31 protein-coding genes and 1 pseudogene are annotated in these 25,877 nt (G+C 61.3%); 15 read left to right on the plus strand and 17 right to left on the minus strand.

The features are described 5' to 3' along the window. Positions 1 to 20: 20 nt before the first annotated feature. The 17 genes from ptsP to AFERRID_RS04880 form a co-directional block, all read right to left on the minus strand. Entirely contained in the window at positions 21 to 1,730 is a 1,710-nt protein-coding gene (gene ptsP, locus AFERRID_RS04800; protein WP_113527483.1) for a phosphoenolpyruvate--protein phosphotransferase, read from the minus strand. After that, entirely contained in the window at positions 1,727 to 1,999 is a 273-nt protein-coding gene (locus tag AFERRID_RS04805) for an HPr family phosphocarrier protein (RefSeq protein ID WP_113527482.1), read from the minus strand. The genes ptsP and AFERRID_RS04805 overlap by 4 nt, the downstream gene beginning before the upstream one ends. A 107-nt stretch (positions 2,000 to 2,106) precedes the next feature. Next, complete coding sequence (locus AFERRID_RS04810) at positions 2,107 to 2,523, minus strand: PTS sugar transporter subunit IIA (protein WP_113527481.1); 417 nt, start codon at positions 2,521 to 2,523, stop codon at positions 2,107 to 2,109. After that, a complete protein-coding gene (gene rapZ, locus AFERRID_RS04815; protein WP_113527480.1) occupies positions 2,520 to 3,419 on the minus strand; it encodes an RNase adapter RapZ in 900 nt (299 codons plus the stop codon). The genes AFERRID_RS04810 and rapZ overlap by 4 nt, the downstream gene beginning before the upstream one ends. Continuing rightward, positions 3,419 to 4,351 (minus strand): HPr(Ser) kinase/phosphatase, encoded by a 933-nt coding sequence (gene hprK / locus AFERRID_RS04820; protein ID WP_113527479.1) that lies wholly within the window; start codon positions 4,349 to 4,351, stop codon positions 3,419 to 3,421. The genes rapZ and hprK overlap by 1 nt, the downstream gene beginning before the upstream one ends. Before the next feature lie 54 nt (positions 4,352 to 4,405). Further along, positions 4,406 to 4,852: a PTS sugar transporter subunit IIA gene (locus AFERRID_RS04825; RefSeq protein ID WP_113527478.1), complete on the minus strand. Its 447-nt coding sequence runs from the start codon at positions 4,850 to 4,852 to the stop codon at positions 4,406 to 4,408. A gap of 6 nt (positions 4,853 to 4,858) precedes the next feature. Next, positions 4,859 to 5,200 carry a ribosome hibernation-promoting factor, HPF/YfiA family gene (hpf, locus tag AFERRID_RS04830; protein ID WP_113527477.1) on the minus strand — a complete coding sequence of 114 codons (342 nt, stop codon included), beginning with the start codon at positions 5,198 to 5,200 and terminating at the stop codon, positions 4,859 to 4,861. A gap of 103 nt (positions 5,201 to 5,303) precedes the next feature. After that, positions 5,304 to 6,731, minus strand: a complete 1,428-nt coding sequence (locus tag AFERRID_RS04835; RefSeq protein ID WP_113527476.1) for an RNA polymerase factor sigma-54 — start codon at positions 6,729 to 6,731, stop codon at positions 5,304 to 5,306. A 12-nt stretch (positions 6,732 to 6,743) separates the two neighbouring features. Then, the gene (lptB, locus tag AFERRID_RS04840; protein WP_113527475.1) at positions 6,744 to 7,469 is read right to left on the minus strand and encodes an LPS export ABC transporter ATP-binding protein; all 726 of its coding nucleotides are present in this window, start codon (positions 7,467 to 7,469) and stop codon (positions 6,744 to 6,746) included. Beyond that, positions 7,466 to 8,002 (minus strand): lipopolysaccharide transport periplasmic protein LptA, encoded by a 537-nt coding sequence (lptA, locus tag AFERRID_RS04845; RefSeq protein WP_225981861.1) that lies wholly within the window; start codon positions 8,000 to 8,002, stop codon positions 7,466 to 7,468. Before lptA ends, lptB begins: the two co-directional genes overlap by 4 nt. After that, positions 7,986 to 8,555, minus strand: a complete 570-nt coding sequence (gene lptC, locus AFERRID_RS04850) for an LPS export ABC transporter periplasmic protein LptC (RefSeq protein ID WP_113527473.1) — start codon at positions 8,553 to 8,555, stop codon at positions 7,986 to 7,988. The genes lptA and lptC overlap by 17 nt, the downstream gene beginning before the upstream one ends. 25 nt (positions 8,556 to 8,580) lie before the next feature. Then, positions 8,581 to 9,135 carry a KdsC family phosphatase gene (locus AFERRID_RS04855; protein ID WP_172959337.1) on the minus strand — a complete coding sequence of 185 codons (555 nt, stop codon included), beginning with the start codon at positions 9,133 to 9,135 and terminating at the stop codon, positions 8,581 to 8,583. Then, complete coding sequence (locus tag AFERRID_RS04860; RefSeq protein WP_113527472.1) at positions 9,132 to 10,118, minus strand: KpsF/GutQ family sugar-phosphate isomerase; 987 nt, start codon at positions 10,116 to 10,118, stop codon at positions 9,132 to 9,134. Before AFERRID_RS04860 ends, AFERRID_RS04855 begins: the two co-directional genes overlap by 4 nt. Positions 10,119 to 10,127: 9 nt before the next feature. Further along, a complete protein-coding gene (locus tag AFERRID_RS04865; protein ID WP_113527471.1) occupies positions 10,128 to 10,406 on the minus strand; it encodes a hypothetical protein in 279 nt (92 codons plus the stop codon). Between the two features lie 31 nt (positions 10,407 to 10,437). Then, on the minus strand, positions 10,438 to 10,872 hold the full coding sequence (locus AFERRID_RS04870; protein ID WP_113527470.1) for a hypothetical protein: 435 nt from the start codon (positions 10,870 to 10,872) through the stop codon (positions 10,438 to 10,440). Beyond that, positions 10,862 to 11,551, minus strand: coding sequence for an N-acetylmuramate alpha-1-phosphate uridylyltransferase MurU (murU, locus tag AFERRID_RS04875; RefSeq protein WP_126604498.1), 690 nt, complete (start codon positions 11,549 to 11,551; stop codon positions 10,862 to 10,864). Before murU ends, AFERRID_RS04870 begins: the two co-directional genes overlap by 11 nt. Continuing rightward, on the minus strand, positions 11,524 to 12,552 hold the full coding sequence (locus AFERRID_RS04880; RefSeq protein WP_126604499.1) for an aminoglycoside phosphotransferase family protein: 1,029 nt from the start codon (positions 12,550 to 12,552) through the stop codon (positions 11,524 to 11,526). Before AFERRID_RS04880 ends, murU begins: the two co-directional genes overlap by 28 nt. 107 nt (positions 12,553 to 12,659) lie before the next feature. Here AFERRID_RS04880 and AFERRID_RS04885 point away from each other — a divergent pair, with 107 nt between their 5' ends. From AFERRID_RS04885 to tatA, 15 genes and pseudogenes are all read left to right on the plus strand, one after another. Next, the gene (locus AFERRID_RS04885; RefSeq protein WP_225981862.1) at positions 12,660 to 14,765 is read left to right on the plus strand and encodes an LPS-assembly protein LptD; all 2,106 of its coding nucleotides are present in this window, start codon (positions 12,660 to 12,662) and stop codon (positions 14,763 to 14,765) included. After that, on the plus strand, positions 14,765 to 16,198 hold the full coding sequence (locus AFERRID_RS04890) for a peptidylprolyl isomerase (protein ID WP_113527466.1): 1,434 nt from the start codon (positions 14,765 to 14,767) through the stop codon (positions 16,196 to 16,198). Before AFERRID_RS04885 ends, AFERRID_RS04890 begins: the two co-directional genes overlap by 1 nt. Further along, positions 16,191 to 16,996, plus strand: a pseudogene (locus AFERRID_RS16085) (ABC transporter permease). The gene AFERRID_RS04890 and the pseudogene AFERRID_RS16085 overlap by 8 nt, the downstream one beginning before the upstream one ends. 6 nt (positions 16,997 to 17,002) lie before the next feature. Then, positions 17,003 to 17,338 (plus strand): BolA family protein, encoded by a 336-nt coding sequence (locus tag AFERRID_RS04900; RefSeq protein ID WP_126604500.1) that lies wholly within the window; start codon positions 17,003 to 17,005, stop codon positions 17,336 to 17,338. Positions 17,339 to 17,370: 32 nt separating this feature from the next. Continuing rightward, a complete protein-coding gene (gene grxD / locus AFERRID_RS04905) occupies positions 17,371 to 17,703 on the plus strand; it encodes a Grx4 family monothiol glutaredoxin (RefSeq protein WP_113527463.1) in 333 nt (110 codons plus the stop codon). A gap of 9 nt (positions 17,704 to 17,712) precedes the next feature. Further along, on the plus strand, positions 17,713 to 18,984 hold the full coding sequence (murA, locus tag AFERRID_RS04910; RefSeq protein WP_113527462.1) for a UDP-N-acetylglucosamine 1-carboxyvinyltransferase: 1,272 nt from the start codon (positions 17,713 to 17,715) through the stop codon (positions 18,982 to 18,984). Next, positions 18,981 to 19,628, plus strand: coding sequence for an ATP phosphoribosyltransferase (gene hisG, locus AFERRID_RS04915; protein ID WP_113527461.1), 648 nt, complete (start codon positions 18,981 to 18,983; stop codon positions 19,626 to 19,628). Before murA ends, hisG begins: the two co-directional genes overlap by 4 nt. Further along, positions 19,625 to 20,926: a histidinol dehydrogenase gene (hisD, locus tag AFERRID_RS04920; protein WP_126604501.1), complete on the plus strand. Its 1,302-nt coding sequence runs from the start codon at positions 19,625 to 19,627 to the stop codon at positions 20,924 to 20,926. The genes hisG and hisD overlap by 4 nt, the downstream gene beginning before the upstream one ends. Further along, positions 20,923 to 22,002: a histidinol-phosphate transaminase gene (hisC, locus tag AFERRID_RS04925; protein WP_113527459.1), complete on the plus strand. Its 1,080-nt coding sequence runs from the start codon at positions 20,923 to 20,925 to the stop codon at positions 22,000 to 22,002. The genes hisD and hisC overlap by 4 nt, the downstream gene beginning before the upstream one ends. After that, the gene (gene hisB / locus AFERRID_RS04930) at positions 21,999 to 22,598 is read left to right on the plus strand and encodes an imidazoleglycerol-phosphate dehydratase HisB (protein ID WP_126604502.1); all 600 of its coding nucleotides are present in this window, start codon (positions 21,999 to 22,001) and stop codon (positions 22,596 to 22,598) included. Before hisC ends, hisB begins: the two co-directional genes overlap by 4 nt. Beyond that, positions 22,595 to 23,266: an imidazole glycerol phosphate synthase subunit HisH gene (gene hisH / locus AFERRID_RS04935; protein WP_113527457.1), complete on the plus strand. Its 672-nt coding sequence runs from the start codon at positions 22,595 to 22,597 to the stop codon at positions 23,264 to 23,266. The genes hisB and hisH overlap by 4 nt, the downstream gene beginning before the upstream one ends. 39 nt (positions 23,267 to 23,305) lie before the next feature. After that, the gene (hisA, locus tag AFERRID_RS04940) at positions 23,306 to 24,034 is read left to right on the plus strand and encodes a 1-(5-phosphoribosyl)-5-[(5-phosphoribosylamino)methylideneamino]imidazole-4-carboxamide isomerase (protein WP_126604503.1); all 729 of its coding nucleotides are present in this window, start codon (positions 23,306 to 23,308) and stop codon (positions 24,032 to 24,034) included. Next, a complete protein-coding gene (gene hisF, locus AFERRID_RS04945; protein WP_204507242.1) occupies positions 23,985 to 24,800 on the plus strand; it encodes an imidazole glycerol phosphate synthase subunit HisF in 816 nt (271 codons plus the stop codon). Before hisA ends, hisF begins: the two co-directional genes overlap by 50 nt. Before the next feature lie 85 nt (positions 24,801 to 24,885). Then, positions 24,886 to 25,578: a bifunctional phosphoribosyl-AMP cyclohydrolase/phosphoribosyl-ATP diphosphatase HisIE gene (hisIE, locus tag AFERRID_RS04950; protein WP_113527454.1), complete on the plus strand. Its 693-nt coding sequence runs from the start codon at positions 24,886 to 24,888 to the stop codon at positions 25,576 to 25,578. Positions 25,579 to 25,656: 78 nt separating this feature from the next. Beyond that, the gene (tatA, locus tag AFERRID_RS04955; RefSeq protein ID WP_126604504.1) at positions 25,657 to 25,875 is read left to right on the plus strand and encodes a Sec-independent protein translocase subunit TatA; all 219 of its coding nucleotides are present in this window, start codon (positions 25,657 to 25,659) and stop codon (positions 25,873 to 25,875) included. Positions 25,876 to 25,877: the final 2 nt, after the last annotated feature.

A 25,877-nucleotide genomic window follows, 5' to 3' on the forward strand; every position in this document is an offset into this window, starting at 1 on the left:
CCGGTGCAAGGTCGGCCTGGCTATGTCTGGCCCCCCATCGACACCGGCCATTCCCCGGAAAGCGCGCGTGCGGCCAGGGCTTCGGCATCCGCGATGGTCGTCTGCCGGATCACCTCTTTGACCTCGGGAATGGCACCGGGATACATGCTGAATTCACGCAAGCCCAAACCCAGCAGCAACACCGTAAAGGCAGGGTTTGCCGCCATTTCACCACACATCGCTACGGGGATACCCCGGGCGTGCCCGGCGGCAATGGTGTACTGAATCATCGCCAGCACCCCCGCATGCAGCGGGTCGAAAAGATCGTTGACGTCGTCATCGCCGCGATCCACTGCCAACGCGTACTGAATCAGATCATTGGTGCCGATGGAAAAAAAGTCGGCCTGCCCGGCAAAATAGTGCGCGGCCATCGCCACAGCCGGCACTTCCACCATGATACCCAGCGGCATCTCCTCATCACAGGCGTGCCCTTCGGTGCGCAATTCGGCCTGCAACTCGCTGACCAGCGCCCGGGTCTGCAGCAATTGTCCCATGCTGCTGAGCATGGGCAGCATGAGCCGCACCGGTCCCAGCGCCGAGGCGCGAAGAATGGCGCGCAGATGCGGGCGGAACCATTCCGGGCGCCGCAGACAAAACCGCAGTCCGCGCAAGCCGAGAGCCGGATTGAGCGCGGTATGGACTCCTGCATCATCACTACGCAGCCCCTTGTCGGCACCGATGTCGAGAGAGCGGATGGTCACCGGCGCACCCTCCATCTGTTCGACTACCCGGGCAAAGGCAAGGAACTGCTCCTCCTCATCCGGAATGTCCGGACGATTCATGAAGAGAAACTCGCTGCGGTAAAGGCCCACACCATCCGCATTGATGCGCCGCACCATATTCGTATCATCCGGTAGCTCGATATTGGCGCGCAGATGGATGAGCACCCCGTCTGCGGTTATGGCGGGCAGATCGCGCTGCTCCTCCAGCAGCCGCCGGCGCCGCTGCCGCTGTTCCTGCAATGCCTGATACTGTCGCAAAATCAGGGCGTCCGGCGCGACCAGCAGGATCCCCTGATCGCCGTCGACGATCACCATGTCGCCACTGCGCAGCAGGCGCGTCGCCGAGTGCATACCCACCACGGCCGGCAGGCCAAGACTGCGGGCAAGGATGGCGGAATGGGAGTTTGCTGCACCGAAGTCGGTTACCCAGGCAAGCACCTTGTCTTTCTTCATCAACACCGTATCGGCGGGTGTCAGATCTTCCGCGATGATGATCCGCCCTTCGGCGCTCTGCAGGATGGGGGTCTTTACGCCGATCAGATAGCGTAAAACCCGGTTGGTTACCTGAATGATATCCTCCCGCTTGGCACGCAGATAAGGATCTTCCATGCGGTCGAAAATCTCCAGCAACCGCTCTCGCTCCAATTGAATGGCCCAGGCGGCGTTGCGATGTTCATCACGGATGGAGCGCAGGGGTCGTTCGCGCAGGGCGGGATCGTCCAGCATCAGAAGATGCGCGTCGATAAAAAGGCGGGTGTCCTGCGGGGCGTCACCCGGGATGGCGTCGCGCACTGCCAACAACTCATCCCGGGCGCTGCTCAGGGCGGCGCGAAGGCGCAATACTTCCGGCTCTATGGCCTCAGGCGGTAACAGGTGCTCGGGAATATCGAGAGTGGTGGGCTCGAGCACCAGCGCCGTACCGATGGCGATGCCTCCGGAGGCAGCAACCCCCGCCAGTTCAAAGCTCATGATTCTTCACCAAAACGATCCGCCGCGAGGGCAAGCAGGGCATCGGCACAGGCCTGTTCTCCCTCACCATCGGTTTCCAAGGTCAGAATGGTCCCCTGTGCCGCGGCGAGGGTCATCAGCCCCATGATGCTCTTACCATTGACTCTCTGGCCATCCCGCTCCAGCCAGACCGCACAGGGACAACGTGCCGAGAGGCTGACGAATTTAGCCGATGGTCGCGCATGCAGGCCGAGCCGATTGAGAATAGGATAGTCTACACGCAGTGTCACAGGCCCCCCGCCTTCCTTCCCTCAGTGAACGAAAATAAAGCGGCTACGCTGAAAGCATAGCGCGCGACGCCTGCCCGGACCACAATGCGGTTGCCGCGGATGGACACTCAGCCCTCCGGCAATTCTGGTGTATCCCGGCGCGCGAGGATATCGACGACACCGCAGACCCCACCCTCCAGGGCGCCCTGGCGCGCTGCCGCCAACCCTTCACTGCGCCGCGACAAGGCACGCAGAAGCATGGCGAGATTAAGACCGCTCACCGCCGCCACCCGATCTTCCGGGAGAATGGCTGGAATGAGGTTGGCGGGAGTGGCTCCGTAAAGGTCGTTCAAGATCAGCATGGCATCGCCCTCGGGCATTTTCTCCAGCAAGCTCCACAAGCGCCGCCGACCTTCCTCAGGCGGCTGATCAGACAGGATTTCCAGCACCTCCAGCGCCGGCGGCATGGTACCGAAAATGTGCCGAAGCGCGGTTGCAAAGGCCTCGCCTATACCGGTATGGGTCAGGAGCACGATGGTAATCATGTCAGCGTCTCCGTAATGCCCAGTTCCCGATGCTGGATCAGGACGCGCTGCCCTTCTCCGGCCAGCAGGCGGGCCAATGCCTCCACCATATATACGCTGCGGTGCTGTCCCCCGGTACAACCCAGAGAAACCGTCACATAGTTACGGTGCTCCTGTGCAAAAGGCGCCAGCCACGTCTGCAGGAAAGTGCGCAGGGAGACGAAGGAACGGGCCACTTCGGGAGATTTTTCCAGGAAATCCCGCACCGGTGCGTCACGACCGGTCAGGGCACGGAGTTCGGGATCGTAATGTGGATTGGGCAGCGCGCGCAGATCAAAAACAAAATCGGAATCCAGGGGAAGGCCTTTCTTGAAGGCAAAAGACTGCAACAGCAAAACCAGCCCGCTGTAATGGCGTGACGCCAGACTCCACGCCTGCACCCGCAAACGCAACTGGTGGGTGTTGATCTGGGAGGTATCGAGGCGCTTATCCGCCACATCGGCAAGGGGTTGGACCATCTCGCGTTCACGCCGCAACACCGTGAGCAGCGATTCGCCCAAGGCTGCCGCGAGATCATCGGTGAGAGGATGGCGACGGCGGGTTTCACTGAAACGGCGCAGCAACGTACCCTCATCCGCTTCCAGGAAAAGGATGCGCGGGCACAGAGCGTAACGCTCGCGCAGATCAGCCAATGCTTGTGGCAGAGCCGCGAGAAACTCGCGGTTACGCACGTCGATACTCACCGCTGCGAGCATGGAACTGGCATCCCGCCGCGCCAGTTGGGCTCCGAAATCCACCAGCAAGGTGGCTGGCAGATTATCGACGCAATAATAGCCCTGATCCTCCAGAGCCTGCAGAACCGTGGATTTTCCTGAGCCGGACAGGCCGCTGACGATGATAAAGTCCCGCTCCGCCATCATCCTTCTCCGACATTCTGCAGTACCTGCGCCTCGAAGTCCGCCAGCATATCGCCGCCGGACTCCTTCACGTACTGGCTGCGTGCCGCCGCTTCGACCAGCACCGCCAGATTGCGCACCGCAGAAACCGGCAGGCACAAACGCGGCAACTGAATTCCAAGAATATCCAGGTGATCCACCTTACCCTGCAGACGATCGATGTTCGCCATTTCCGTATCGCTCATATCCCGGATTTCGACAACCAGCCGGATACGTTTGGAGCGCACAATGGCGGCGGCACCGAAGAACTCACGAATATTGACAATGCCCAAACCACGCACTTCCAGGAAATTCTGCAGCGCCGCCGGACAGTGTCCCGTCAGGATATTCGGGGCTTCTCGGATACAAAGCACGCTATCGTCGGCCACCAGGCGATGACCGCGGCTCACCAGTTCCAGCGCCAGCTCGCTCTTGCCAATACCCACCTCGCCCTGCAGAAGCAGTCCGACCCCGAGCACATCGACCAGCACTCCGTGCACCTGCTGGCGGGGCGCCAACTCCTGGTGCAGGTAGTGTTGCACCCGTGCCAGCACCCCCGTGGCGGCCGCCGGCGTCGTCATCACCGCGATATGGTGGGCGTTCAGATCGCTATAAAAATGCCTATCCGGCGTCTGGCCCTCACAGATAATGAGCAGACGCAGCTTGGGGGACAAAAACTGCGCCATGGCCTGGGGATGAGCGCGCAGATAGGCCAGCTCGCAATCTCCGGCGATCTGCACCGGGTACGGTCGGATAAAATTGAAAAACCCGACCAGTGCCGCCCCACCCGCATCGTCTTCCGCCAGCAGATCGCCGCCGAGGTGATCCTCTTCACCCGGTTGACACAGACATTGCCATTGCAGTTCGCCGCGCAGATCCTCAAAGAGCCGACGCAGGCTGATTTTTCGTTCCATATCCCCGCCTTACCTGGCACTCACGGCTGCCCGCAGTCTGATTGGTGGTACCAATTACGCAGGATTGGTCAACAAGCGAAAAAACTCTGCGGAATTCCGGGCCTTCAGCAACCCCTCGCGCACGTCGTCCACGGCGAGGCGGGCGGCCAGCGCGGAAAGTGTCTCCAGATGTGCGGTCGCGGCCGCTTTGGGCACCACCACTGCGATAAAGAGATGTACGATGACCCCGTCCGGCGCCGAGAACGGGATACCCTGCGCCGTGCGCAACGCGGCGATGGCTGTCTGCTGCACGCCCTCTAGACGTGCATGGGGCAAAGCCACGCCGTGCCCGATACCGGTTGAGCCCTGCGCCTCGCGGTTCTGCAGGGCCTCGGCAATCGTTTCGGCCGATAACCCGGTAGACCCTGCCAGGATTCCCGCCAGCATCCGCAGCACATCACCGGCATCAGCCACGGGCGGATCCATGCAAATATTTGCCGGAGCAAGAGGCAGAGTCGTCATGACGGCTCAGTCGGCTTCAACAATGGCCGCCAAACCGGCGGGTTGGTCATTACGTCGATCCTGCAGTTTTTCCTTGTAACTGCGCACCTGCGCCTCCAGCTTGTCGGTCACCAGGTCTATGGCCGTGTACATATCGGCATCATGTACCTCCGCATGGAAGACGTGCCCCGGAGCATTGACCGTAATATCCACGACGTTGCTTAATTTTTCGTGGGGGAGATGCTTCAGCACCACCTGAGCGTCGCTGACGTGATCGAAGTAACGGCCGAGGCGCCCGATCTTTTCATCGGCATAGTTTTTGATGGAATCGGTCAAATCCAGGTGCTGCCCGGTAATGGTAATCTGCATGGCGTTCTCCTATCCAGGTGATGATACGCACCCGCGTCCCACGGTGCGCCCCGGCTTCAGTGTAACGCCAACGGCGCCGGCAAAAAACCCTGGCCCCACGTCCTCACAAACGACGGCGCTGGCTCGCCGGAGGGACATTGGCCGCTTCGCGGTATTTGGCCACCGTTCGCCGCGCGATCTGAATGCCCTGATCGGCCAGCACCCGGGCAATTTCCGCATCGCTGAGGGGGTGTTGTGCGTCTTCCGCCTGCGTCATCTTGATGAGCAACGCGCGAATGGCAGTGGCCGACGCAGAGCCCCCGCTGTCGGTACCAACATGACTGGAAAAAAAATATTTGAACTCGTAGAGGCCGCGGGGTGTGATCATGTATTTCTGGTTGGTGACCCGCGACACCGTAGACTCGTGCATATCCACAGCATCGGCGATGTGACGCAGAACCATGGGCCGCATGGATTCTGGCCCGTTGGCAAAAAAATCCTTCTGTCGTTCGACAATGGCGCGCGCCACCTTCAGGATGGTGTCTTGGCGGCTTTGCAGGCTTTTGATAAACCAGCGCGCTTCATTCAGCTGATCCTGGATGTATTTATGCGCCGCGTCTTTCCCACCCGCCATATCGGCATAGTGACGATTGATGCGTAATTTGGGCATGGCCTCGGGATTCAGATCGGTGCGCAGGCGGCTGCCGGACCAGCGCACGATCACATCGGGGATCACATACTCGGTGCTCTCGGTGCCCACATCTTCACCCGGCTTGGGGTTCAGTGCGGAAATCAGCGCCATCGCCGCGCGCAATGCCGCTTCATCCACGCCCAGCACCGCGCACAAACGCGGGTAATCATGACGGCCCAACGCTTGCAGATGGTCCTTCACAATCCGCTGGGCCAGCAACACGTGCGCGTCTTCTTTTTCCGCCATCTGCTTCAGTTGCAGCAGGAGGCACTCGCTGAGATCGCGCGCGCCGACACCCGGCGGGTCGAAGTCCTGCACACGGAGCAGCACGGCCAGCAGCGCATCCTCCTGCACATTCATATTGACGGCGAGGTCTTCCAGGCTGTCTGCCAGATAACCACGCTCATCAATGGCGTCGATGATCAACTCCGCCATGTTGCGTTCGTCAGCAGTGAAGTGCGTCAGGTCGGCCTGCCAGCGGAGGTAATCCTGCAGGCTCTGGGTGCGGCTGTTGCGCGATTCAAAATCCGGCAGCTCCTCGTCGGAACCATTACCGGAGCCCGGGGTTCCCATGTCGAAGATGTCGTCCCACTGGCTGTCTACCGGCAACTCGTCAGGCAGGACATTCTCAGCCGCCAGATCCAACTGGCGATCTTCGGAAGGAAGTTCAACGGTCTCCGGGATCGACCCGCCACCGCCTTCGTCTCCGGTCTCTTCGTCAAGCAGCGGGTTGCTCTCCAGCATGCCTTGAACCTCTTGCTGCAGATCGACCGTAGACAACTGCAGCAGACGAATCGCCTGTTGCAGTTGCGGCGTCATGGCCAGATGCTGGCCGAGCTTGAGTTCTAAGCCTTGTTTCATAATATCCCAAAATCAGATTTGAAACTGATCTCCCAGGTAAACCTGCCGCACCATGGGATCATCAACGATTTCCTGCGGGCTGCCCGCCGTCAGCACTTTACCATCATGCAGTATATAGGCGCGTTCGCAAATGCCTAACGTCTCGCGCACATTATGATCGGTTATCAGAACCCCGATGCCACGCGCGCGCAGGTCCCGAATCAGGCGTTGAATTTCCAGCACGGAAATAGGATCGATACCAGCAAATGGTTCATCGAGCAAGATAAAACGCGGGCTCATGGCCAGCGCCCGCGCAATTTCCACACGCCGCCGCTCACCACCGGAAAGGCTGTGTCCCTTCGTGTCACGCAATGCATGAAGATGTAACTCACTGAGCAGTTGTTCCTGACGCTCCTGTCGCTCGACGGGGCTCAGGGGCAGGGTTTCCAGCACCGCAAGGACGTTATCGGCGGCGCTCATCTGGCGGAAAACGGAGGGCTCCTGAGGGAGATAACCCAGCCCCATACGGGCGCGTTCATGCATGGGCAGCGTAGAAATATCGCGCTGCTGCAAAAAAATATGACCGCGATCGGGACGCACCAGCCCGACCATCATGTAAAAGGTCGTGGTCTTGCCTGCCCCGTTGGGGCCGAGCAGCCCCACCACTTCGCCAGTGGCCACCTGTACCGAGACATCGCGCACCACGACGCGCCGCCGGTACGACTTGAATAGCGATTGCGCCTGGAGCAGTTCGCTCATGGCCTCCCACCGCCAGCGGAGCGGCCCGCCGCAGCGGGATAAAAGATCGATTGCACACGCTTACCGGGTGCCGCGGTGACGGCGGTTTGCTGAGTCTGCAGGAAATAAGTGACCTGCTGCCCACTGATCTCGTTCTTTTTCTGCCAGAGATGGGCGTTACCCTTGAGCACGATTTCGCCACTGCCAGGCTTGTAGACCAGGGTGTCGCCATAGCCGTGACGCTGTGCTGCGGACATGGTGAAGGTTACCGGGCTCCCCACCGCCGTAGCCTGCTGCACCTTGCCGGCAATCGCGTCGACGGTGAGCTTGTCGGCATGTACGACCACATCGCCCTGGGTCATGACCACGTTCCCGGTATAGACGGCCTGCTGCTGTGGTTTATTTTCTCCATGCAGCGCATCGGCACTGATCTGAATCGGACCCTTGCCCAGTCCCTGCTCCGCAACCGGCGCGGCCAGGGCACTGGCCGAAAGGACTGCGAGCAGAAACGGCCAGCAGCGCTGGAAAGAAAGTCGCTTAAGGAATATACGCACCGCGTACCTCATGCAAGATATCCACCTCTTGGGTTTTTACCGAAGCCCAGAGCCCCACCCCGGTCATCCAGTCCCGCCCCCGCTCCAGGCGGAGCGGCTCCGGCGACGTAATAATGCCTGTCTGCGGATCATAGTACACCCTTTCGGTGAGCAGTCGGGTGTCCGGTTGCAAGGTACCGACCACATTCCCCCATAAGGTAATCCGCTGGCTGTGCCCATCGACCAGACCCTGGTCGGCACGCAGATGCGTCTGCTGTCCGGGTTTGAACCGCTCGACGGCGACCTGGCTCAGCACGGTCTGATCGACGCCCGGCACATGATAGGCCGTCTGGGCAGTGGCCAGCAAATCCAGCTTCCCGGCCGCCGTGTACTGGCGCATCACCACGTCTTCGGCGGCCTGGTCTCCCTTATGGATTTGTCCATGCCAGTCGATCGGCGGCAGAGATATGGGATGCTGCGGCCAGGACCACCACACCAGCGCCGTGAGAACCAGCAGCAGCAAAGAGATGCCCAGCCCCGGGGTATGGAGTCGCGACATCACCTTGCGCGGCATGGCGTGGCCTCCGGCCGCCCGATGATCAAGGCTCAGCTCCGGCAGATCTGGCGAGGATGGCTGGCCAATGCCCTTGCGCCTGCAGAATCAGTTCGCAGAGTTCGCGCACCGCGCCACGTCCACCGCGCTGTGCGCTCTGCCAGTGTACCCGGCAACCGACCTCCGGGTGTGCGTCGGCCGGGGCCGTCGCCAGGCCGACGCGGGTGAGAATGGGCAGATCGATCAGATCGTCCCCCATATAAGCCACTACGGCATCCTCCAGGCCAAGGGCGATTTTCAGTTCGGTGTAGGCCAGGTTTTTATCCGAACAGCCCTGGTAAATCCGCTTGATGCCCAGATCATGAGCGCGGTAGGCGGCCGTCGGAGAGTAGCGTGCCGTTATGACGGCAACCTCGATGTGCCATTCCTGCAAGAGTTTGATGCCGTAGCCATCCCGCACATGAAAGGCCTTGCTTTCCCTGCCGTCGTCGTCAAAAAACAGGCGGCCGTCCGTCAATACGCCATCCACATCGAGCATCAGCAGACGGACCTGTGCGGCGCGTTGCAACAATGCTGCATCTGGCAATATGCAGGTGTTCACACGATACCTGCGCGCAGCAAATCGTGCATATTCAGGGCACCGATCAGCCGTGCCCCACTATCAGTGACTAGCAGCGCGCCGATGCGATGATGCTCCATCAGCGCAAGGGCCTCGGCAGCAAGGGCTTCGGCGGCGATCGTGGCCGGTCGGGCATGAGCCAGCGCGGCCATGGGCTGTTCCCAAAGATTCTGACGCTGGGCAAAGGCACGACGCAAATCGCCATCGGTAAAAATTCCTACCACTCGGTCTTCGGCATCGACCACCGCTGTCATTCCCAGCCCCTTGCTGCTGATTTCCAGGACCGCATCCTGCAACGGTGTCTCCAGCCCCACACGAGGTATTGCGTCACCTCGGTGCATAACGTCCTGAACCCGCAGCAACAGGCGTTTGCCGAGGCTGCCACCAGGGTGGGACAGGGCAAAGTCGTCCGCCGAAAAGCCGCGGGCCTGCAGGATCGCCATGGCCAGGGCATCACCCATGGCCAGGCTTGCCGTGGTCGAGGCCGTCGGTGCCAGATTGAGGGGGCAGGCCTCTCGCGCCACACTGCAGTTGAGATGGACAGCAGCAGTTCGCGCCAGGGTAGACTGCGGATTGCCGGTCATGGCAAGCAGCGGCACCGCAAGGCGCTTGACTACCGGCAGAATGGCGAGGAGTTCGGCAGTCTCTCCGGAATTGGAGAGCGCGAGCAGACAATCCTGACGGGTCAGCATACCCAGATCACCATGGCTGCCTTCGGCGGGATGCAGGAAAAGAGCGGGGCTGCCGGTACTGGCCAGGGTCGCCGCGATTTTTTTGGCGATAATCCCGGACTTGCCCATGCCACTAACGACAATGCGGCCGGAGCAGTTCAGCAGAAGTTCGCATGCCCCCACGAAATCTGCGTCGAGGCGCTCCTCCAGTGCCGCCACTGCCGCGGCTTCCAGGCGCAGCACATCGCGACCGGTCATGAGCAGACTTTCCGGTGTCACGTTCAGGGCAGGCATGAGCAATCGTCAATCCACATGGGGCGGATCCTGGCTCTGGAGGGCTTCATAGACCGCATGGCAGTGAGGATGTGCCGCCATGACCCTGTCCACGTCTGCAAAAGAGCTGCCCTGCAGCAGTTTCCAGCATTTCTGGTTTTCGGCAGCCAACGCAGCAGGATGCCGGGCGTACCAGCCCGTACTGTCCTGGGGAGCGGCAGCGCCACCCACCTGGCCGCGCGCCCACCACAGAAGCAGGGCAAAGAGCGCAAGCGCACCGATAACTACTAACGCGTAAACAATCTTCATAAATATGCTGGCTAACCTGAATGAGGTTGGATCACACTTCTTCCTGATACTGCTGGTTCAATAACCGCACGAGCAGCTCTTCGCGAGCCACCATGTCCGCCATTACTGCAGCGCTCAAGGCCTCCCACACCGTCCGGAAGGCGGCAATATCTGCGCCATTACTGAACTGCCCCGCGATTTCGCTGACTTTTTCCAGGGACTCCCGAGTCTGCAGGCTGGTACTCAGGGCATTCTTGATCTGTTCGCGAGGATGCGGAATCCAGCTCCGGTCACTGCCGTACGAGCGCAGTCGTTCTCCGAATTCCAGCACTCGTTTACGCAGCTTGCCCGGCAAACCGATCTGGGTACTGCGCAGCTCCCCCCAGACCGCCAGATCCATGAGCAAACCCCACTCCCGGCGCCAGCGATGGCACAGCCCGGCATCCAGATGAACCGCAGCCTGCACTGCGTCCAGGTCAAAGTCCACTGGGGGCCTCTGCGCAATCACGCTCCGCTATCCGCAACCGCTCCGGCGTGCCGACATCCGTCCACTTGCCCTGATACAAACTCCCCTCCACCAGACCCGCTGCAATCCACCGCCGCAGCCAAGGCGCCAGAGAGGCCGGCTGCTCGGGAAACTCCCGAAACAGCTCTGGGTCGAGACGGGCGATACCCGCGTAAGTATGACGCTCTTCGCCCGCCAAAGCCACCACGCCGGCGGACAACGCAAAATCTCCCTGCGGGTGCTGGACCGGGTTGGGCACCAGCACCAGATGCGCACGCGCGGAAGAAGGCTGACAGAGACGGGTCCAGGGAAAGTCCGTGCAAATATCACCGTTCACCAGCAAAAAAGGCGCGTCCCCCAATAAAGGCAAGGCACGGACAATGGCACCCCCCGTGTCCAGACGGCACCCGCGCTCGTCGCTGTAATGGATCCGCAGCCCCTGCCAGTCCGCACCCAGAGCTTGCATGATGGCGTCGCCCAGATAACCGACGTTAATGATAACATCCTGAATGCCGGCCACAAGCAAGGACTCCAGGTGGCGCACGATGAGCGGTTTACCCGCAACTTCCAGCAGCGGCTTGGGGACATGATCGGTGAGAGGCCGGAGCCGCTCACCCCGACCCGCGGCCAGTATCATCGCACTGGTGACGGGGGCTGCCATGGGGCGAAAATCTCCTGATAAGACCGCAATTGTGGGTCGGCGTCCAAGGCATCCATGACATAGGCCCAGAATCGCGGCAGGAAATCGAGATAACCCGATTTCCCGTCGCGGTAAGCGAGGCGGCAGAAAATGCCGAGAATCTTCAGGTTGCGCTGGAGCGCCATGCGCCGGACACTGAGCAGAAAATCGGCCGGCGGTGGCAAGGCGGCGCCATGCCGACACATCGCCGCCAGAAAATCCAGTGACCAGGCATCCCGTCGCACCCGTCCCCAGTCCCAGTAGCGATCCCAGAGCAGGGAGGCCAGGTCGTATGTCCACGGCCCGCACACGGCATCCTGAAAATCGATCATGGCCAGCAACCCCGTGTCCTCCCGAACCATGAGATTGCGCGCGTGAAAATCCCGGTGGACCCAGACCTGTGGCTGCGCGGCTGCGCTCTCCCGCAACACGGCAAAAAGCGCCTGCAGAAAATCTGTCTGCGACCGCTCCAGAATCATGTCAAGATGCCTGCCCAGATACCAGTCCGTAAACAGGGTCGATTCGTCCTTCATACGGGCAGTCGAAAACGACGGCAGTGGGGGCAGCGCCACCCGTCCCTGCCCGGCCCGCTGCAAACGGAGAATCAGGGCCATCGCCCGCTGCATCCACAGGTCCGCATCCCCGCCCGCATCTAGCAGCGCCCTGAGATCGGTTTTGCCCAGATCCTCCAACAGGACAAAGCCAAGATCTGTCCGGGCGGCCAATACCCTGGGCACCGGTAGGTTCGCGCGGGAGAATCGATGCTGCACCCGCAAAAAAGGCAGGATATCTTCGGGTGGCGGGGCGTACATGAAGATCAGACCCCGCGGCAGACGCCAGTAACGCCGCCCGCTGGCGTCGCCGGGGATAGCACACGCGGACCCCGCCGCCCCCTGCCGGGCAAGCCAGTGTGCGGCGGCGGTGGGAAGGGTATCCCCGGTCACCGCGCGGTGAACATCCGATGCAAGGAAAGATTGCGACATAAAAGCATTCTGTGCGATTTTAAGCCCCTATGAAAAGAGCCCCGTACCATACCCAAAAATCCCGGCCCCACCCAAGGAGACGCCCCTGTCTACCGCCCGGCATGCGCATGGCGCTGCTGGGCGCCCTGCTGCTGCCAGGAATGGCCATGGCCGCAGCCGTGGAGAGCCCGGTCACGCTTTATGCGGATCAGGTGCAGGGGCTGGGTAGCGGCCATTGGACAGCCACCGGCCATGTCGAAGTGCTCTATGGCGATCGCCGGCTCTATGCCGATACCGTGCGCTATGACCAGACGCGCGATGAGATCACTGCTGACGGCCACGTGCGTATGATCAGTCCCGGTCTGGAAACCGACGCCCCCAAGGCCACGATTCACCTCCAGGCTAACGAGGGAGTGGTCGTCCATCCCCGCTATCTGCTCGAAGCACAGCAGGGTCACGGCCATGCCGAGAGCGGCAGGGAGTTGAGCAAAGACCACTATCAGCTCAACGAAGCCTGCTATACTACCTGCCATGGTCAAAAACCGGCTTGGCAGCTGCGGAGCAGTCAGATCAACCTGAACCAGAATGACAACTACGTCTCCACCCGCAACACCACCCTCGACGTCTTGGGACTGCCGGTATTCTGGATGCCCTACCTGAGTTTCCCGCTCAAGCGACACTCCGGATTCCTGGCCCCCAGCGTGGGCAGCTCTACCATCAATGGCTTTTATCTCGGCATCCCTTACTATTTCGATATCGCCCGCAACATGGATGACACGCTCACCGTCAACTATTTCACCAGGCGTGGCGTCATGCTGCAGAATGAATTCCGCTATCTGGAACCGAATTACAGCGGCAAGCTCTACCTGGATCTGCTCCCCTCCGATCAGTTGACCCACAGGAATGTCTGGGCGATCTCCTGGCAGCATAACCAGAATCTGGGCGACGGATTCAGCTTCAATGCCGATTACAACCGTGTCAGTTACAAAAATTTCCTTTCGGATTTTGGTGGCGCGGCAGGTTTCGGCAGCAGTTTCGTGGGCGGCATAGGCAACGCACCCTATATTTCCTCCTCGGGCGGACTCTACTACAACGACGCGCACATCAGCGCGGGCGCCACCCTACAAGGCTACCAGGAACTCGCGCCCGGCGGCGCTGCACCCTACTCCCAGCTCCCGCGTTTGTTTGCCGATGGCTATTGGCGCGTAGGACGCAATGGTTATTTCGACTGGCACAGCAGCTTCAATTATTTCTCGGCTTCTACGGGCCCCACAGGCCAACGCCTCGACCTCACCCCCACCCTTGGCTGGCGCTTCAGCCGTGGCTGGGGCTTCCTGGAACCACGGGCCCGGCTCTACTACAGTCACTATCAGATTCAGCACAATGCGCCCTACGCGCGCGCCGTCAACCGCACCCTGCCGGCGCTCAGCCTCAAGGGCGGCCTCAATTTTGTCCGTTACGGCAGCAACGGCAGTACGGCATTGCTGCAACCCCTGTTCAAATACACCTACATTCCCCTGCAGTCCCAGAGTAACATCCCCATTTTTGATGCCAGTCAGCCTTACCAGGACTTCCCGATGATTTTTGAGGATAACAGCCTCTACACCGGCGCCGACCGCATCAATGCCGCCAACCAGGTGGCGCTGGGACTACGCGGCACCTGGCTCACCCCCAGTGGCCGCCAGCTCTGGCAGGCCGCCGTCGGCCAGATCCGCTACTTCAACCATCGCCAGATCAACCTCGCCGGAGATATCGTCCCCCAGAATCAGCAGTCCAACTATTTTTTGGAGGGACAATACGCCCCCCTTCCAGACATCAACCTTATCGCCAGCTCCCAGACCAACGCCCTCTGGAACCAACTCGAGCGACTCAACCTGCGCGCCCAGTGGCTGCCCGGTCCGCAGCGCGTCATCAACCTCGACTATCGTTTCACCCGTGGTTTCGTGGATCAGACCGGCGTTTCCGGAGCCTGGCCCATCTATAAGCGCTGGCAGGCGCTCGCCAGTTATCAATACGATGTCACCGATCGCAAGCCTCTGGAGGAGCTCGTGGGGATCGGCTATGATGGCGGCTGCTGGGCGGCCCATATGATGGTTTATCATCAGATCCTTCTTGGCGGGCAGTCCAATAACGCGGTTTATCTGGAGATTGTGTTGCGTGGCCTGACCAGCCTCGGCAACGCCTCAAACGCTTTGCTCAGCCAGTATGTGCCGGGCGCCAGCATGGAGTTTTGATGTCCCTCAAACGCCGTCCTATTCTACTCGCCCTGGGTATCGCCCTGGGGGTCGCCCCGGTTCTGGCCTGGGCGGCCACGCCTTTTCTCAACCGCGACACGCTGCTGCCGACCACGCCCGCGATGGCGCCCCGCACGACAACCCATACCTATTCGGAACGCTCCGCGGAAGCACCGGCGGTGGCGCCGCTTCCCCAGAACACCCAGAATCTGGATAAGGTCGTTGCGGTGGTGAACGACAATATCATCACCTCCATGCAACTGGAGCAACGGATTGGCGCCGTACGGGCCCACCTGCAGACACAAGACCCCAACGCCATGCCCCCCGAAGACATCCTGCGCCGCCAGGTGCTGCAGCAGATGATCCTCCAGGACATCGAACTACAGATTGCGCACCGCGCCGGGCTCAAGGTGGACAAGGCCACGCTGGATCAGGCCATCAGCAACCTCGCCCAGGCCAACCACCTCACCCCTGACCAGTTACGCCAGGCGCTGACCAACCAGGGACAGTCGTGGGAGCACTTCACCCATGACCTCGAGGATCGCATTCTTGTAGATCGCCTCATGCAGCAGGAAGTGGAGAACCGGGTTCACATCGGACCCGATGAGGTGAAAACCTTCGCGCAACAGCTCAAGGAAATGGGTGGCGTGAGTTTCGACCTGCAGCAGATATTCATCCCCTTGCCGGACAACCCGACGCCGGACGCCGTCAGCGCGGTGCGGCGCGATGCCGAACAGGCGCGCGATCGCGTGCTGGCCGGGGAGAGATTTGGGCGCATTGCCACACAGGTCAGCAGCGGCCACGATGCCCTGCAAGGCGGCCGCCTCGGCTGGATAAAGGCGGGCGAGCTGCCTCCGGCAGTGGCCCAGACACTCCTCCAGTTGAAGGTGGGCGAAATCAGTCCCGTCATCCCCGGACCCACCGGCTTTCATATTTTCAAGTTGCTGGACGTCAAACACGGTCAGCCGACGGTCACCGAGGTCAAGACCGCCATGATCGTCCTACGTGCCGGCAACAGCCTGCAATTGCAGGAAGCCGAGGCGCGCGCTCAGGATATCCAGCAGGCATTGCAAAGCGGTAGCCGCTTCTCTGAACTCGCGCGTAGCTATAGCCAGGATCCGCGCACCGCCGCCAATGGCGGCGAAATGGGCTGGGTCGCTCCCGGGCAGTTGCCGGACAGTCTTGAACGCACCCTGCTCACCCTGCAACCCGGCGGCGTCAGCAGCCCCATCCGCGAAGGGAATGCGATTTATATTCTGCACTCCCAGGCTCAGCGCCAGCAGGCGGTTGAAGAGAAACAGATCATGGCGGCCGCGCGTATGCAACTCTACAACCGCATCGTCCACGAGCGCATGGACGAGTGGCAGCGCCGCATCCGCGACGGTGCCTACGTCGAGATACTCGAGCCCGGCCTACGCAGCAGCGATGCCTGAGCCTTTCGGCAAATTACAGCCGGCGGTGACGGGCTGCGCCCACTTCGCGCCGACCTGGACCCTGTTTTATAAGGAATCGTTGCGCTTCATCAAGGTCTGGCTGCAAACCATTGCCGCGCCCCTGATTACCACCGTCCTCTATCTGGTGGTTTTCGGGCACGCCCTGGGCGGTCGTGTTTCCGTCTATCCGGGGGTCAGCTACACGGCGTTCATCGTCCCCGGCCTGATGATGATGTCGGTCCTGCAAAATGCCTTCGCCAACAGTTCTTCCAGCCTGATCCAGTCCAAGGTGACGGGCAATATCGTTTTTCTGCTGCTCAGTCCGCTCAGCCCCACCGAGATTTTCGTGGCCATGGTTGCCGCATCGGTGCTGCGGGGGCATTGGTGGGTCTGGCTATTTTGGCCCTGGCGTTGATCTTCCTGCACATCCCATTGCTGCACCCCTTGTGGGTCATCCTGTTTACTCTCCTGGGCGCTAGCGGTATGGGCGCGCTGGGTCTGGTCGCCGGGCTCTGGGCAGAAAAATTTGATCAGATTGCCGGTTTTCAGAATTTTGTCATCATGCCGCTGACCTTTCTCGCCGGGGTGTTTTACTCGGTACAGTCCCTGCCCGGCGCATGGCGGCAGCTATCCCTGTTCAACCCGTTTTTTTATATCATCGACGGGTTTCGCTATGGTTTTTTTGCAGATTCCGACGTGAGCGTCTGGGCCTGCCTGGGCGTCAGCATCGCCTTCGCGGGCGGGGCCGGTCTCCTTGCCTGGCACCTGCTGGCGCGTGGTTACAAATTGCGCCAGTAGGCGCCCTTGAAAGCTGTCCGCCCTGCGCGACGTGGCCGGGGAAGTGACCACATCACACGGCGGCTTTTTTACGTTACACTACACCTCATGAACCCCGATACGATCAAATCACTCATTCAGCAGCGGCTTCCCGATGCGCTTGTCGAAGTTCTGGGAGAGGACGGCACGCACTTCGAGGCGCTGATCGTTTCCCCGGCTTTTGTCGGGCTTTCCCTCATCAAACGGCATCAAATGGTTTATGATGCGCTGGGCGACCGTATGCGCGAAGAAATTCACGCCCTCTCGCTGCGCACCCTGACTCCCGAGCAGGCACAACAGATCCGTCACCCGGCAGTCCATTAGCCGCACTTCCCCCTAATTCAGCGAGGATAACCATGGCAACGATTCAGGAACTTATTCAGGAACAGGTCCAGAAACACCCGATAGTGCTTTACATGAAGGGCAACCCGCGAGCACCGCAATGCGGTTTCTCGGCCCGTGCCGTGCAACTGCTGCAGCAGTCAGGTGTCAAGGAGCTCTTTACGGTGGACGTGCTGGCCGACCCGCAGATTCGCGACGGCATCAAGCAGTATTCCAACTGGCCGACCATTCCCCAGCTCTACATCCAGGGTGAGTTTGTCGGTGGCTCGGACATCATGTCCGATCTCTATCAGCAGGGTGAATTGCAGAAACTGGTCGGCAGCGCCCAAGCTGCCAGCGCGAGCTGATTCTGCCCCATGGATAAGCTGCTGCTGCGTGGCAATGGTCCCCTGCGTGGTGAGTTGCGGATTTCCGGGGCCAAAAACGCGGCCTTGCCCTGCCTCGCTGCCACCCTGCTGGCGCGCGAGCCGGTGCGGTTGTGCAATATTCCGCATCTGCGGGACATCACCACGACCCTGGAGTTGTTGAGCACGCTCGGTGCGAGGGTGCTGGTGGACAGCCAGCTCGGGATTGAAGTCGATCCACGCCCGGTACATTCGGTCGTCGCGCCTTACGAACTGGTGAAGACCATGCGGGCCTCGATACTGGTGCTTGGGCCATTGCTGGCCCGCCACGGATCGGCAGAAGTGAGCCTGCCCGGTGGCTGCGCCATCGGCAGCCGCCCGGTGGGTGTCCATCTCAGCGGCCTGCAGGCGTTGGGTGCCGAAATCACCGTAGAGGATGGTTTCGTTAAAGCGCAGGCAGTACGCCTGCGCGGCGCCCGCATCGTTATGGAGATGGTCTCCGTCACCGGTACGGAAAACCTGCTCATGGCGGCCACCCTCGCCGAGGGACACACCATCCTGGAAAATGCCGCCCGCGAACCGGAAATCGTCGATCTCGCCCGTTGTCTGTCAGCCATGGGCGCGCGCATTTCCGGGGCGGGAACGTCGGTCATCGAGATCGAGGGAGTGGCAGAGCTGCATGGCGCGGAACACAGCATTGTGCCCGACCGCATCGAGACCGGTACGTACCTGGTGGCTGCGGCCATGACTGGCGGCGACGTCTGCCTCAAGCGCACCGACGCGGGCCTGCTGGAGAGCGTCCTCCTCAAACTGAAGGAAGCGGGGGCCGAAGTCACGACCGGGGCAGACACGATCCGCATCCGCATGAAACGACGGCCACAGGCAGTGGATGTCCGCACCGCGCCCTTTCCGGCCTTCCCCACGGACATGCAGGCGCAGTTCATGGCGATGAACTGCATTGCCGAAGGGAGCAGCGTCGTCACCGAAACCATCTTCGAGAATCGCTTCATGCACGTCTCCGAGTTGCAGCGGCTGGGCGCCGACATCAATGCCGATGGCAAAACCGCCGTAGTGCGGGGAGTACAGCGTTTGCGCGGCGCCCCCGTAATGGCAACCGATTTGCGGGCATCGGCGTCGCTGGTCCTGGCCGGGCTGGTGGCGGAGGGCGAAACCCTCATCGACCGCATCTATCATCTGGATCGTGGCTACGAGGTCATCGAAGAGAAGCTCAGCGCCCTCGGCGCAGATATCCGCCGGATCAGCAGCACCAGGAGTGTCGCATGAGTACAGGCATTACCATCGCACTGTCCAAGGGACGGATTCTGCAGGAAGCCATTCCCCTCTTTGCGGGCGCCGGCATCCATCTGGCGGAAGATCCTGAAGAATCCCGCAAGCTGATCATCCCCAGCACCGATCCCGCCGTGCGCTTTCTGGTGATCCGCGCCAGCGATGTGCCCACCTACGTGACCTGGGGCGCTGCCGACGTGGGTATCGCCGGTAAGGATGTGCTGCTGGAGCAGGAGGGCCTGGACCTTTACGAACCCCTGGACCTGCGCATAGGAATCTGCCACATGGCGGTGGCCGAACCAGCCGCAATAGCCGCCAATGACGCGCCGCAAAGCTGGGAGCGGGTGCGCATCGCCACCAAATATCCGCACATCACCCGCCATTATTTCCACAGTCGCGGCGTGCAGACGGAAATCATCAAGCTGTACGGCAGCATGGAACTGGCCCCTCTGGTCGGATTGGCGGATCGTATCGTAGACCTGGTATCCAGCGGCCGGACGCTCAAGGAAAACGGGCTGGTGGAAGTGGAAGAAATCATGCCTATTTCCAGCCGTCTGGTGGTCAATCGCGCCGCCATGAAACTCAAACGCCGCGCTATCGAAACCCTCATCCGCCAACTGGAGGCGCAAGTCACGCCATGAACCGTCTGGATACCAGCGACCCTGATTTTGCCCAACAGTTTCACGCGCTGCATGATTGGGATGCCAATCTCGATCCGCAGATCGAGGTGCGGGTACGAGATATCGTCGCCGCCGTCCGCGATCGGGGCGATGCGGCGCTGCGCGAGTACACCGAGCGCTTTGATGGGGTGACGACAGCTTCCGCCGCTGATCTGGAAATCCCCCGCAGCGCCTGGGATGCGGCGCTCCACGGTCTGGAGCCCACCCAGCGGGCCGCTCTGGAAGAGGCGGCGCAACGTATCCGCAGTTACCACGAGCACCAGCGCAGTGAAGGCTGGACCTTTACCGAGGCCGACGGCACGGTGCTCGGACAGCGCATCCTGCCTCTGGCCCGGGTGGGGATTTACGTACCCGGCGGCAAGGCGGCTTATCCCAGCTCCGTGCTGATGAATGCCATTCCCGCACACGTGGCGGGCGTGAAGGAAATCATCATGACCGTACCCACCCCGCAGGGGCAGGTGAATCCCTGGGTGCTGGCCGCAGCCGCCATTGCCGGGGTGGACCGGGTGTTCTGTATCGGCGGCGCGCAGGCAGTGGCGGCGCTGGCCTACGGTACGGAGAGCGTCCCCGCGGTAGACAAGATCGTCGGCCCCGGCAATATCTATGTGGCTACCGCCAAGCGCATGGTCTTTGGCCGGGTAGGCATCGATATGATTGCCGGACCCAGCGAAATTCTCGTGATCAGCGATGGCTCGGCACCGGCGGAATGGTTGGCCTGGGACCTGCTCTCACAGGCGGAGCATGATGAGATTGCCCAGAGTATTTTCATCAGTTGGGACAACGCCCACATCGAGTCGGTGGTGAACGCGGTGGATGCCGCCTTCGATAGGCTCGACCGCGCACCCATCGCCCGCAAGAGCTGGGCAGATCGAGGGGCGGTGATTCGTGTGCGGGACCGTGCCGAGGCCTGCGCCATTGCCGACCGTATCGCGCCGGAACATCTGGAACTAGCCGTGCAGAATCCCGAAGACTGGCTGGCGGACATTCACAATGCCGGGGCCATCTTCATGGGCATCCACAGTTGTGAGGCCCTCGGCGACTATGTGGCCGGCCCCAACCATGTGCTGCCCACGGGCGGCAGCGCACGCTTTTCCTCGCCCCTCGGCGTCTATGATTTCGTCAAGCGGAGCAGCCTCATTCACAGCAGCCCCGCCGGCGCCGCGCGACTGGGGCAGATCGCCGAACGTCTCGCCCTGGGCGAAGGCCTGACCGCCCATGCCCGTTCAGCAGCCTGCCGCATCCCCAAGGCCGGATCATGAGCGACGGCGCTACGACCGCCCTGATGCAGGGCCTGCTGCGCCCGGAGTTGCTGGCCAGCAAGGCCTATGCGGTGGCAGACGGTGAGGGGCTCATCAAGCTGGATGCCATGGAGAACCCCTATGGCTTACCGGCGGCCTTGCGTGAGCAATGGCTGGAGAGTCTGGCCGACGCACCCCTCAATCGCTATCCCGACGCACACCCGACCCTCCTCATGGAGGGGCTCAAGGCCCACATCGGCCTGCCTGCCGGAATAGAACTCATGCTCGGTAACGGCTCCGATGAGCTGATCCAGATTCTGGTGACCGCGGTAGCGGGCAGCCGGCGCCCCATCATGGCGGTAGACCCCAGTTTCGTCATGTACCGGTTGTTGGCGCAGCAGCTTGGTCTGCCTTTTGTGGGCATTCCCCTGGATGCGGACTTCCAGCTCGACCTTCCGGCCATGCTGGCGGCCATCGCCGCGCAACAACCCGCCGTCATTTTTCTCGACTGGCCCAACAATCCCAGTGGCAGCCTTTTCCCCGAGACCGATCTGGAAGCCATTGTCGCTGCAGCGCCGGGCCTGGTGGTGGTGGATGAGGCCTATCACGCCTTCAGTCAGAGGACCTTTGCCGACCACCTGGGACGCACTCCCAACCTCCTCTTGCTGCGCACCATGTCCAAGGAAGGTCTGGCGGGGATGCGGCTGGGGATGCTGGCGGGGCCCGCCGCGTGGATTCAGGAACTGGACAAGCTGCGTCTGCCTTACAATATCAATGTACTCACCCAGCGCAGCGCGTCCTTCTACCTGCGTCACACCGAAGTGCTGAATGCCCAGGCCGAAATTCTGCGTGTCGAGAGGGAGCGGCTCTTCCAGGCCATCAGTGCCTGCGGTCTTTCGGTCTGGCCCAGCGCCGCCAATTTCCTGCTCTTTCATGCCCCGGGGCAGGCAGCGGTGCTGTTCTCAGGCCTGCGCGCGGGTGGAGTGCTCATTAAAGCCTTTACAGGCCACCCCCGCCTCGGCGAATATCTACGGGTCAGTGTCGGCACACCCGCTGAAAATGACCGCTTTCTGGCCGTACTGGAGTCCTTACTGTGAATCCGCGCCAAGCCGAGGTAGAAAGAAACACCCTCGAAACCCAGATCCGTGTCACCCTGAATCTCGATGGTTCCGGGCAGGCCGACCTGCACACCGGATTACCCTTTCTTGACCACATGATCCACCAGATCGTCCGTCATGGTCTTTTCGACATGCACATTCAGGCTCAGGGCGATCTCGATATCGACGCTCACCACACGGTGGAAGATATCGGCATCACCCTCGGTCAGGCCTTTGCCCGCGCCGTGGGGGACAAGGCCGGCATCCAGCGCTATGGCCATGCCTACGCGCCCCTTGACGAGGCGTTGTCGCGGGTGGTGGTAGACCTTTCCGGTCGTCCCGGACTGATCTTCGCAGTCGCATTCCCTCGCGCCCAGGTCGGGGACTTTGATGTGGATCTCTTTCATGAGTTTTTCCAGGGCTTCGTCAACCATGCTCAGGTAACCCTGCATCTGGATACCCTGCGCGGCAGCAATACCCACCACATCGCCGAGACCCTCTTCAAGGCCTGTGGACGTGCCCTGCGCATGGCGGTCGCCCCTGACCCGCGCATGGCGGGCGCCGTGCCCAGCACCAAAGGCACCCTGACCCTATGAGTGCAGTGGCGACACGCGTCGGTATCGTCGACTACGGCATGGGCAACCTCTACTCGGTGGCCAAGGCCGTAGAGCATCTGGGGGGCAAGGCGATCGTCAGCGGCCGGAGCAGCGAACTGGCCGCCACGGACCGTATCATCTTCCCGGGCGTCGGCGCCTTCGGTGACTGCATGGCGGCGCTGGAGGCGCGGGAGCTCAGCGACTTCATCCGCAGCGCGGCGCGGACCCGGCCATTTCTCGGCATCTGCCTCGGGATGCAGATGCTCATGGACAGCAGTACGGAGCATGGCGAGCATGCCGGACTCGGTCTGCTACCGGGGCGGGTGATTGCTTTCCCGGAAGAGGCTCTGCGAACGGCCGACGGCCGACGCCTGAAGATCCCACACATGGGCTGGAATGAACTGCAGCAACAGATGGAACACCCGCTGTTTGCCGGCGTTCCCCAGAACGCCTGGTTTTATTTCGTCCACTCCTTCTATGTGGAGCCCTCTGCCCCCGGCATACTTGCGGCCTCCAGCGATTATGTCCTTCCTTTCTGTGCGGCGGTCGCTGCGGATAACCTTTTCGCCCTGCAATGCCATCCAGAAAAGAGTGGCATGGCGGGTCTGCGCCTGATCGGGAATTTTCTCGACTGGGATGGCGATCGCGGAGCCGACCATGCCGTTTAAACCCGTTTTCTGGAATATCTCTTTGTGGAGGAAGCTGTCATGCTGTTGATTCCGGCCATCGATCTCAAGGGCGGGAACTGTGTGCGTTTACGGCAAGGCCGGATGGAGGACGACACGGTATTCTCGGATGATCCGGTCGCCACGGCGCAGCGCTGGGTAGAGGCGGGCGCCAAACGGCTGCACATCGTCGATCTCGACGGCGCTGTCCAAGGAGAACCGGTCAATGCGCACGCCATAGCCGCCATCTGTGCGGGTTTCCCTGACCTTGAAATTCAGGTCGGCGGCGGTATCCGCAGCGAAGAACAGATTGAAACCTATATCCAGGCTGGGGTTCGCTACGTGATCATCGGCACCCAGGCAGTCAAGGCCCCCGGTTTCGTCGCCGATGCCGCCGTAAGTTTTCCTGGCCATATCATGGTGGGTATCGACGCCCGTGACGGCAAAGTGGCTACCGAAGGCTGGTCCAAGCTATCCCGTCACGACCCCATTGATCTCGCACAACGCTTCGCCGCCGACGGCATAGAAGCCATCATCTACACCGACATCAGCCGCGACGGCATGCTCAGCGGCCCCAATATTTCTGCGACGGTTGCGCTGGCTCAGGCGGTGCCCGTGCCGGTCATCGCCTCGGGCGGTATTGCCAATCTGGAACAGGTGCTGGCGCTCAAGGCCCATGAGGGTGACGGTATCATCGGCGCCATTACCGGGCGCGCCATTTATGAAGGGGCCCTGGACTTTTCACAGGCCCGCGCCCAGGCCGAGGCCTGAGCAGGTGCTCGCCAGTCGCGTCATACCCTGCCTCGATATCGACCAGGGGCGCGTGGTGAAAGGCGTTCAGTTTGTTGCCCTGCGCGATGCCGGCGATCCGGTGGAAGTCGCCAAACGCTACAACGATGAGGGCGCCGACGAAATCACCTTTCTGGACATCTCCGCCAGTTATGAAGAGCGCGGCACCTTGGCCGATGTAGTGTCTGCCGTGGCGGCGCAGGTCTTTATCCCACTGACCGTAGGTGGTGGCGTGCGTTGCGTCGAAGATATCCGCACCCTGCTCCTCGCCGGGGCCGACAAGGTCAGCATCAACAGCGCCGCCGTGAATGATCCGGAACTGGTACGCGCCGCCGCCCGGCGTTTCGGCAACTCCTGCATCGTCGTCGCCATCGACGCCAAGCAGGTAGACGACCACTGGGAGGTCTTCACCCACGGCGGCCGGCGCAGTACCGGTCTGGACGCGGTGACCTGGGCGCAGCGCATGGCAACATATGGTGCCGGCGAAATCCTGCTGACCAGCATGGACCGCGACGGAACGGGCATCGGTTTCGACCTCGCCCTCACCCGCGCCATCAGCGACGCCGTGCCAGTACCCGTGATCGCCTCCGGTGGCGTGGGAGAGATCCGGCACTTTGTCGAAGGTATCCAGCAGGGGCGTGCGGATGCGGTATTGGCCGCCAGCGTCTTCCACTTCGGCCAGTTTCGCATCTCCGAGGTCAAGGCACAGATGGCTGCCGCGGGGATTCCGGTGCGCACCACCCGCTAAAGCACGCAGGCCATCCGTCGGGCGCTATCTGCGTATTATTCGTATTATTGAGTAGAAAGACTTCAACGAGGGGGTTCTGACCATCATGAATGAACCGGAAGCGCAGCACGCCGCCATACTCGCCGCCGTGCGCTGGAATGCAGACGGCCTGGTGCCTGCCATCGCCCAGGATGCTCGCAGCGGCAGGGTGCTCATGCTGGCCTGGATGAACGCCGACGCATTGCTGGCGACACTCCGTGACGGCCTTGGCACTTACTGGTCACGCTCCCGGCAGGCACTCTGGCGTAAAGGCGAAACCTCCGGCCATATTCAACATCTGGTGGATCTGCGCCTGGATTGCGATGGCGATACACTCCTCCTGCGAGTCATTCAGGAAGGTCCTGCCTGCCATACCGGGGAGCAAACCTGCTTCTTCCTCGGCCAACCCGGCGAGCAGGGCTGGCAGCATCAGGCTCCGCCTCCTGGAAGCATCCTCGACAGCCTGCAAGGCACCCTGCACAGTCGGCGAACGGCTGATCCCGGCCAGTCCTATGTGGCGCAACTGCTCCGCGGCGGTCAGGACCGGATCCTGAAAAAAGTAGGGGAGGAAGCTACCGAGTTTGTCATCGCCTGCAAGAATCATGAGTCGAAGCATATCGTTGCAGAGGCGGCGGACCTCGTATTCCATTTGATGGTGGCCCTGGAGGATAGGGATTTACATATTGATGACGTCCTCGGAGAACTGGCGCGACGGGAAGGAATGTCCGGCCTGGAAGAAAAAGCGGCAAGGCGTCCATAAGCTTGACGCAACCACTTTATTTTCTTATGGTCCAAGTGAGTTGTAGCGCGTAACCCCTACGGGGGAAGGAGAGCTGTCATGGGCGCTTTTAGTATCTGGCATTTGGTCATCATTCTGCTCATCGTGGTTGCCCTGTTTGGTACCACGAAGCTACGCAACGTGGGTTCCGACCTCGGTTCCGCCATCAAGAGCTTCCGGTCCGCCGTCAAGGAGGAGGAGGAAAAGAAGGAAAGCATCGGCCGCACTATTGACGCCGAGGTCCAGCCCAGCAAAGAACACGAAACCGTCAACCGCTGACC

Origin of the sequence: Acidithiobacillus ferridurans, assembly GCF_003966655.1 — a bacterium.
Lineage (GTDB): Bacteria > Pseudomonadota > Gammaproteobacteria > Acidithiobacillales > Acidithiobacillaceae > Acidithiobacillus > Acidithiobacillus ferridurans.

Excerpts from the sequence above, each read along its gene's own strand:
- ptsP (WP_113527483.1), bottom strand. The coding sequence starts at position 1,730 with ATGAGCTTTGAACTGGCGGGGGTTGCTGCCTCCGGAGGCATCGCCATC.
- AFERRID_RS04810 (WP_113527481.1), bottom strand. The coding sequence starts at position 2,523 with ATGATTACCATCGTGCTCCTGACCCATACCGGTATAGGCGAGGCCTTT.
- rapZ (WP_113527480.1), bottom strand. The coding sequence starts at position 3,419 with ATGGCGGAGCGGGACTTTATCATCGTCAGCGGCCTGTCCGGCTCAGGA.
- hprK (WP_113527479.1), bottom strand. The coding sequence starts at position 4,351 with ATGGAACGAAAAATCAGCCTGCGTCGGCTCTTTGAGGATCTGCGCGGC.
- AFERRID_RS04825 (WP_113527478.1), bottom strand. The coding sequence starts at position 4,852 with ATGACGACTCTGCCTCTTGCTCCGGCAAATATTTGCATGGATCCGCCC.
- hpf (WP_113527477.1), bottom strand. The coding sequence starts at position 5,200 with ATGCAGATTACCATTACCGGGCAGCACCTGGATTTGACCGATTCCATC.
- AFERRID_RS04835 (WP_113527476.1), bottom strand. The coding sequence starts at position 6,731 with ATGAAACAAGGCTTAGAACTCAAGCTCGGCCAGCATCTGGCCATGACG.
- lptB (WP_113527475.1), bottom strand. The coding sequence starts at position 7,469 with ATGAGCGAACTGCTCCAGGCGCAATCGCTATTCAAGTCGTACCGGCGG.
- lptC (WP_113527473.1), bottom strand. The coding sequence starts at position 8,555 with ATGCCGCGCAAGGTGATGTCGCGACTCCATACCCCGGGGCTGGGCATC.
- AFERRID_RS04860 (WP_113527472.1), bottom strand. The coding sequence starts at position 10,118 with ATGCCTGCCCTGAACGTGACACCGGAAAGTCTGCTCATGACCGGTCGC.
- AFERRID_RS04865 (WP_113527471.1), bottom strand. The coding sequence starts at position 10,406 with ATGAAGATTGTTTACGCGTTAGTAGTTATCGGTGCGCTTGCGCTCTTT.
- murU (WP_126604498.1), bottom strand. The coding sequence starts at position 11,551 with ATGGCAGCCCCCGTCACCAGTGCGATGATACTGGCCGCGGGTCGGGGT.
- AFERRID_RS04880 (WP_126604499.1), bottom strand. The coding sequence starts at position 12,552 with ATGTCGCAATCTTTCCTTGCATCGGATGTTCACCGCGCGGTGACCGGG.
- AFERRID_RS04885 (WP_225981862.1), top strand. The coding sequence starts at position 12,660 with ATGGCGCTGCTGGGCGCCCTGCTGCTGCCAGGAATGGCCATGGCCGCA.
- AFERRID_RS04890 (WP_113527466.1), top strand. The coding sequence starts at position 14,765 with ATGTCCCTCAAACGCCGTCCTATTCTACTCGCCCTGGGTATCGCCCTG.
- grxD (WP_113527463.1), top strand. The coding sequence starts at position 17,371 with ATGGCAACGATTCAGGAACTTATTCAGGAACAGGTCCAGAAACACCCG.
- murA (WP_113527462.1), top strand. The coding sequence starts at position 17,713 with ATGGATAAGCTGCTGCTGCGTGGCAATGGTCCCCTGCGTGGTGAGTTG.
- hisG (WP_113527461.1), top strand. The coding sequence starts at position 18,981 with ATGAGTACAGGCATTACCATCGCACTGTCCAAGGGACGGATTCTGCAG.
- hisD (WP_126604501.1), top strand. The coding sequence starts at position 19,625 with ATGAACCGTCTGGATACCAGCGACCCTGATTTTGCCCAACAGTTTCAC.
- hisC (WP_113527459.1), top strand. The coding sequence starts at position 20,923 with ATGAGCGACGGCGCTACGACCGCCCTGATGCAGGGCCTGCTGCGCCCG.
- hisH (WP_113527457.1), top strand. The coding sequence starts at position 22,595 with ATGAGTGCAGTGGCGACACGCGTCGGTATCGTCGACTACGGCATGGGC.
- hisA (WP_126604503.1), top strand. The coding sequence starts at position 23,306 with ATGCTGTTGATTCCGGCCATCGATCTCAAGGGCGGGAACTGTGTGCGT.
- hisF (WP_204507242.1), top strand. The coding sequence starts at position 23,985 with ATGAAGGGGCCCTGGACTTTTCACAGGCCCGCGCCCAGGCCGAGGCCT.
- hisIE (WP_113527454.1), top strand. The coding sequence starts at position 24,886 with ATGAATGAACCGGAAGCGCAGCACGCCGCCATACTCGCCGCCGTGCGC.
- tatA (WP_126604504.1), top strand. The coding sequence starts at position 25,657 with ATGGGCGCTTTTAGTATCTGGCATTTGGTCATCATTCTGCTCATCGTG.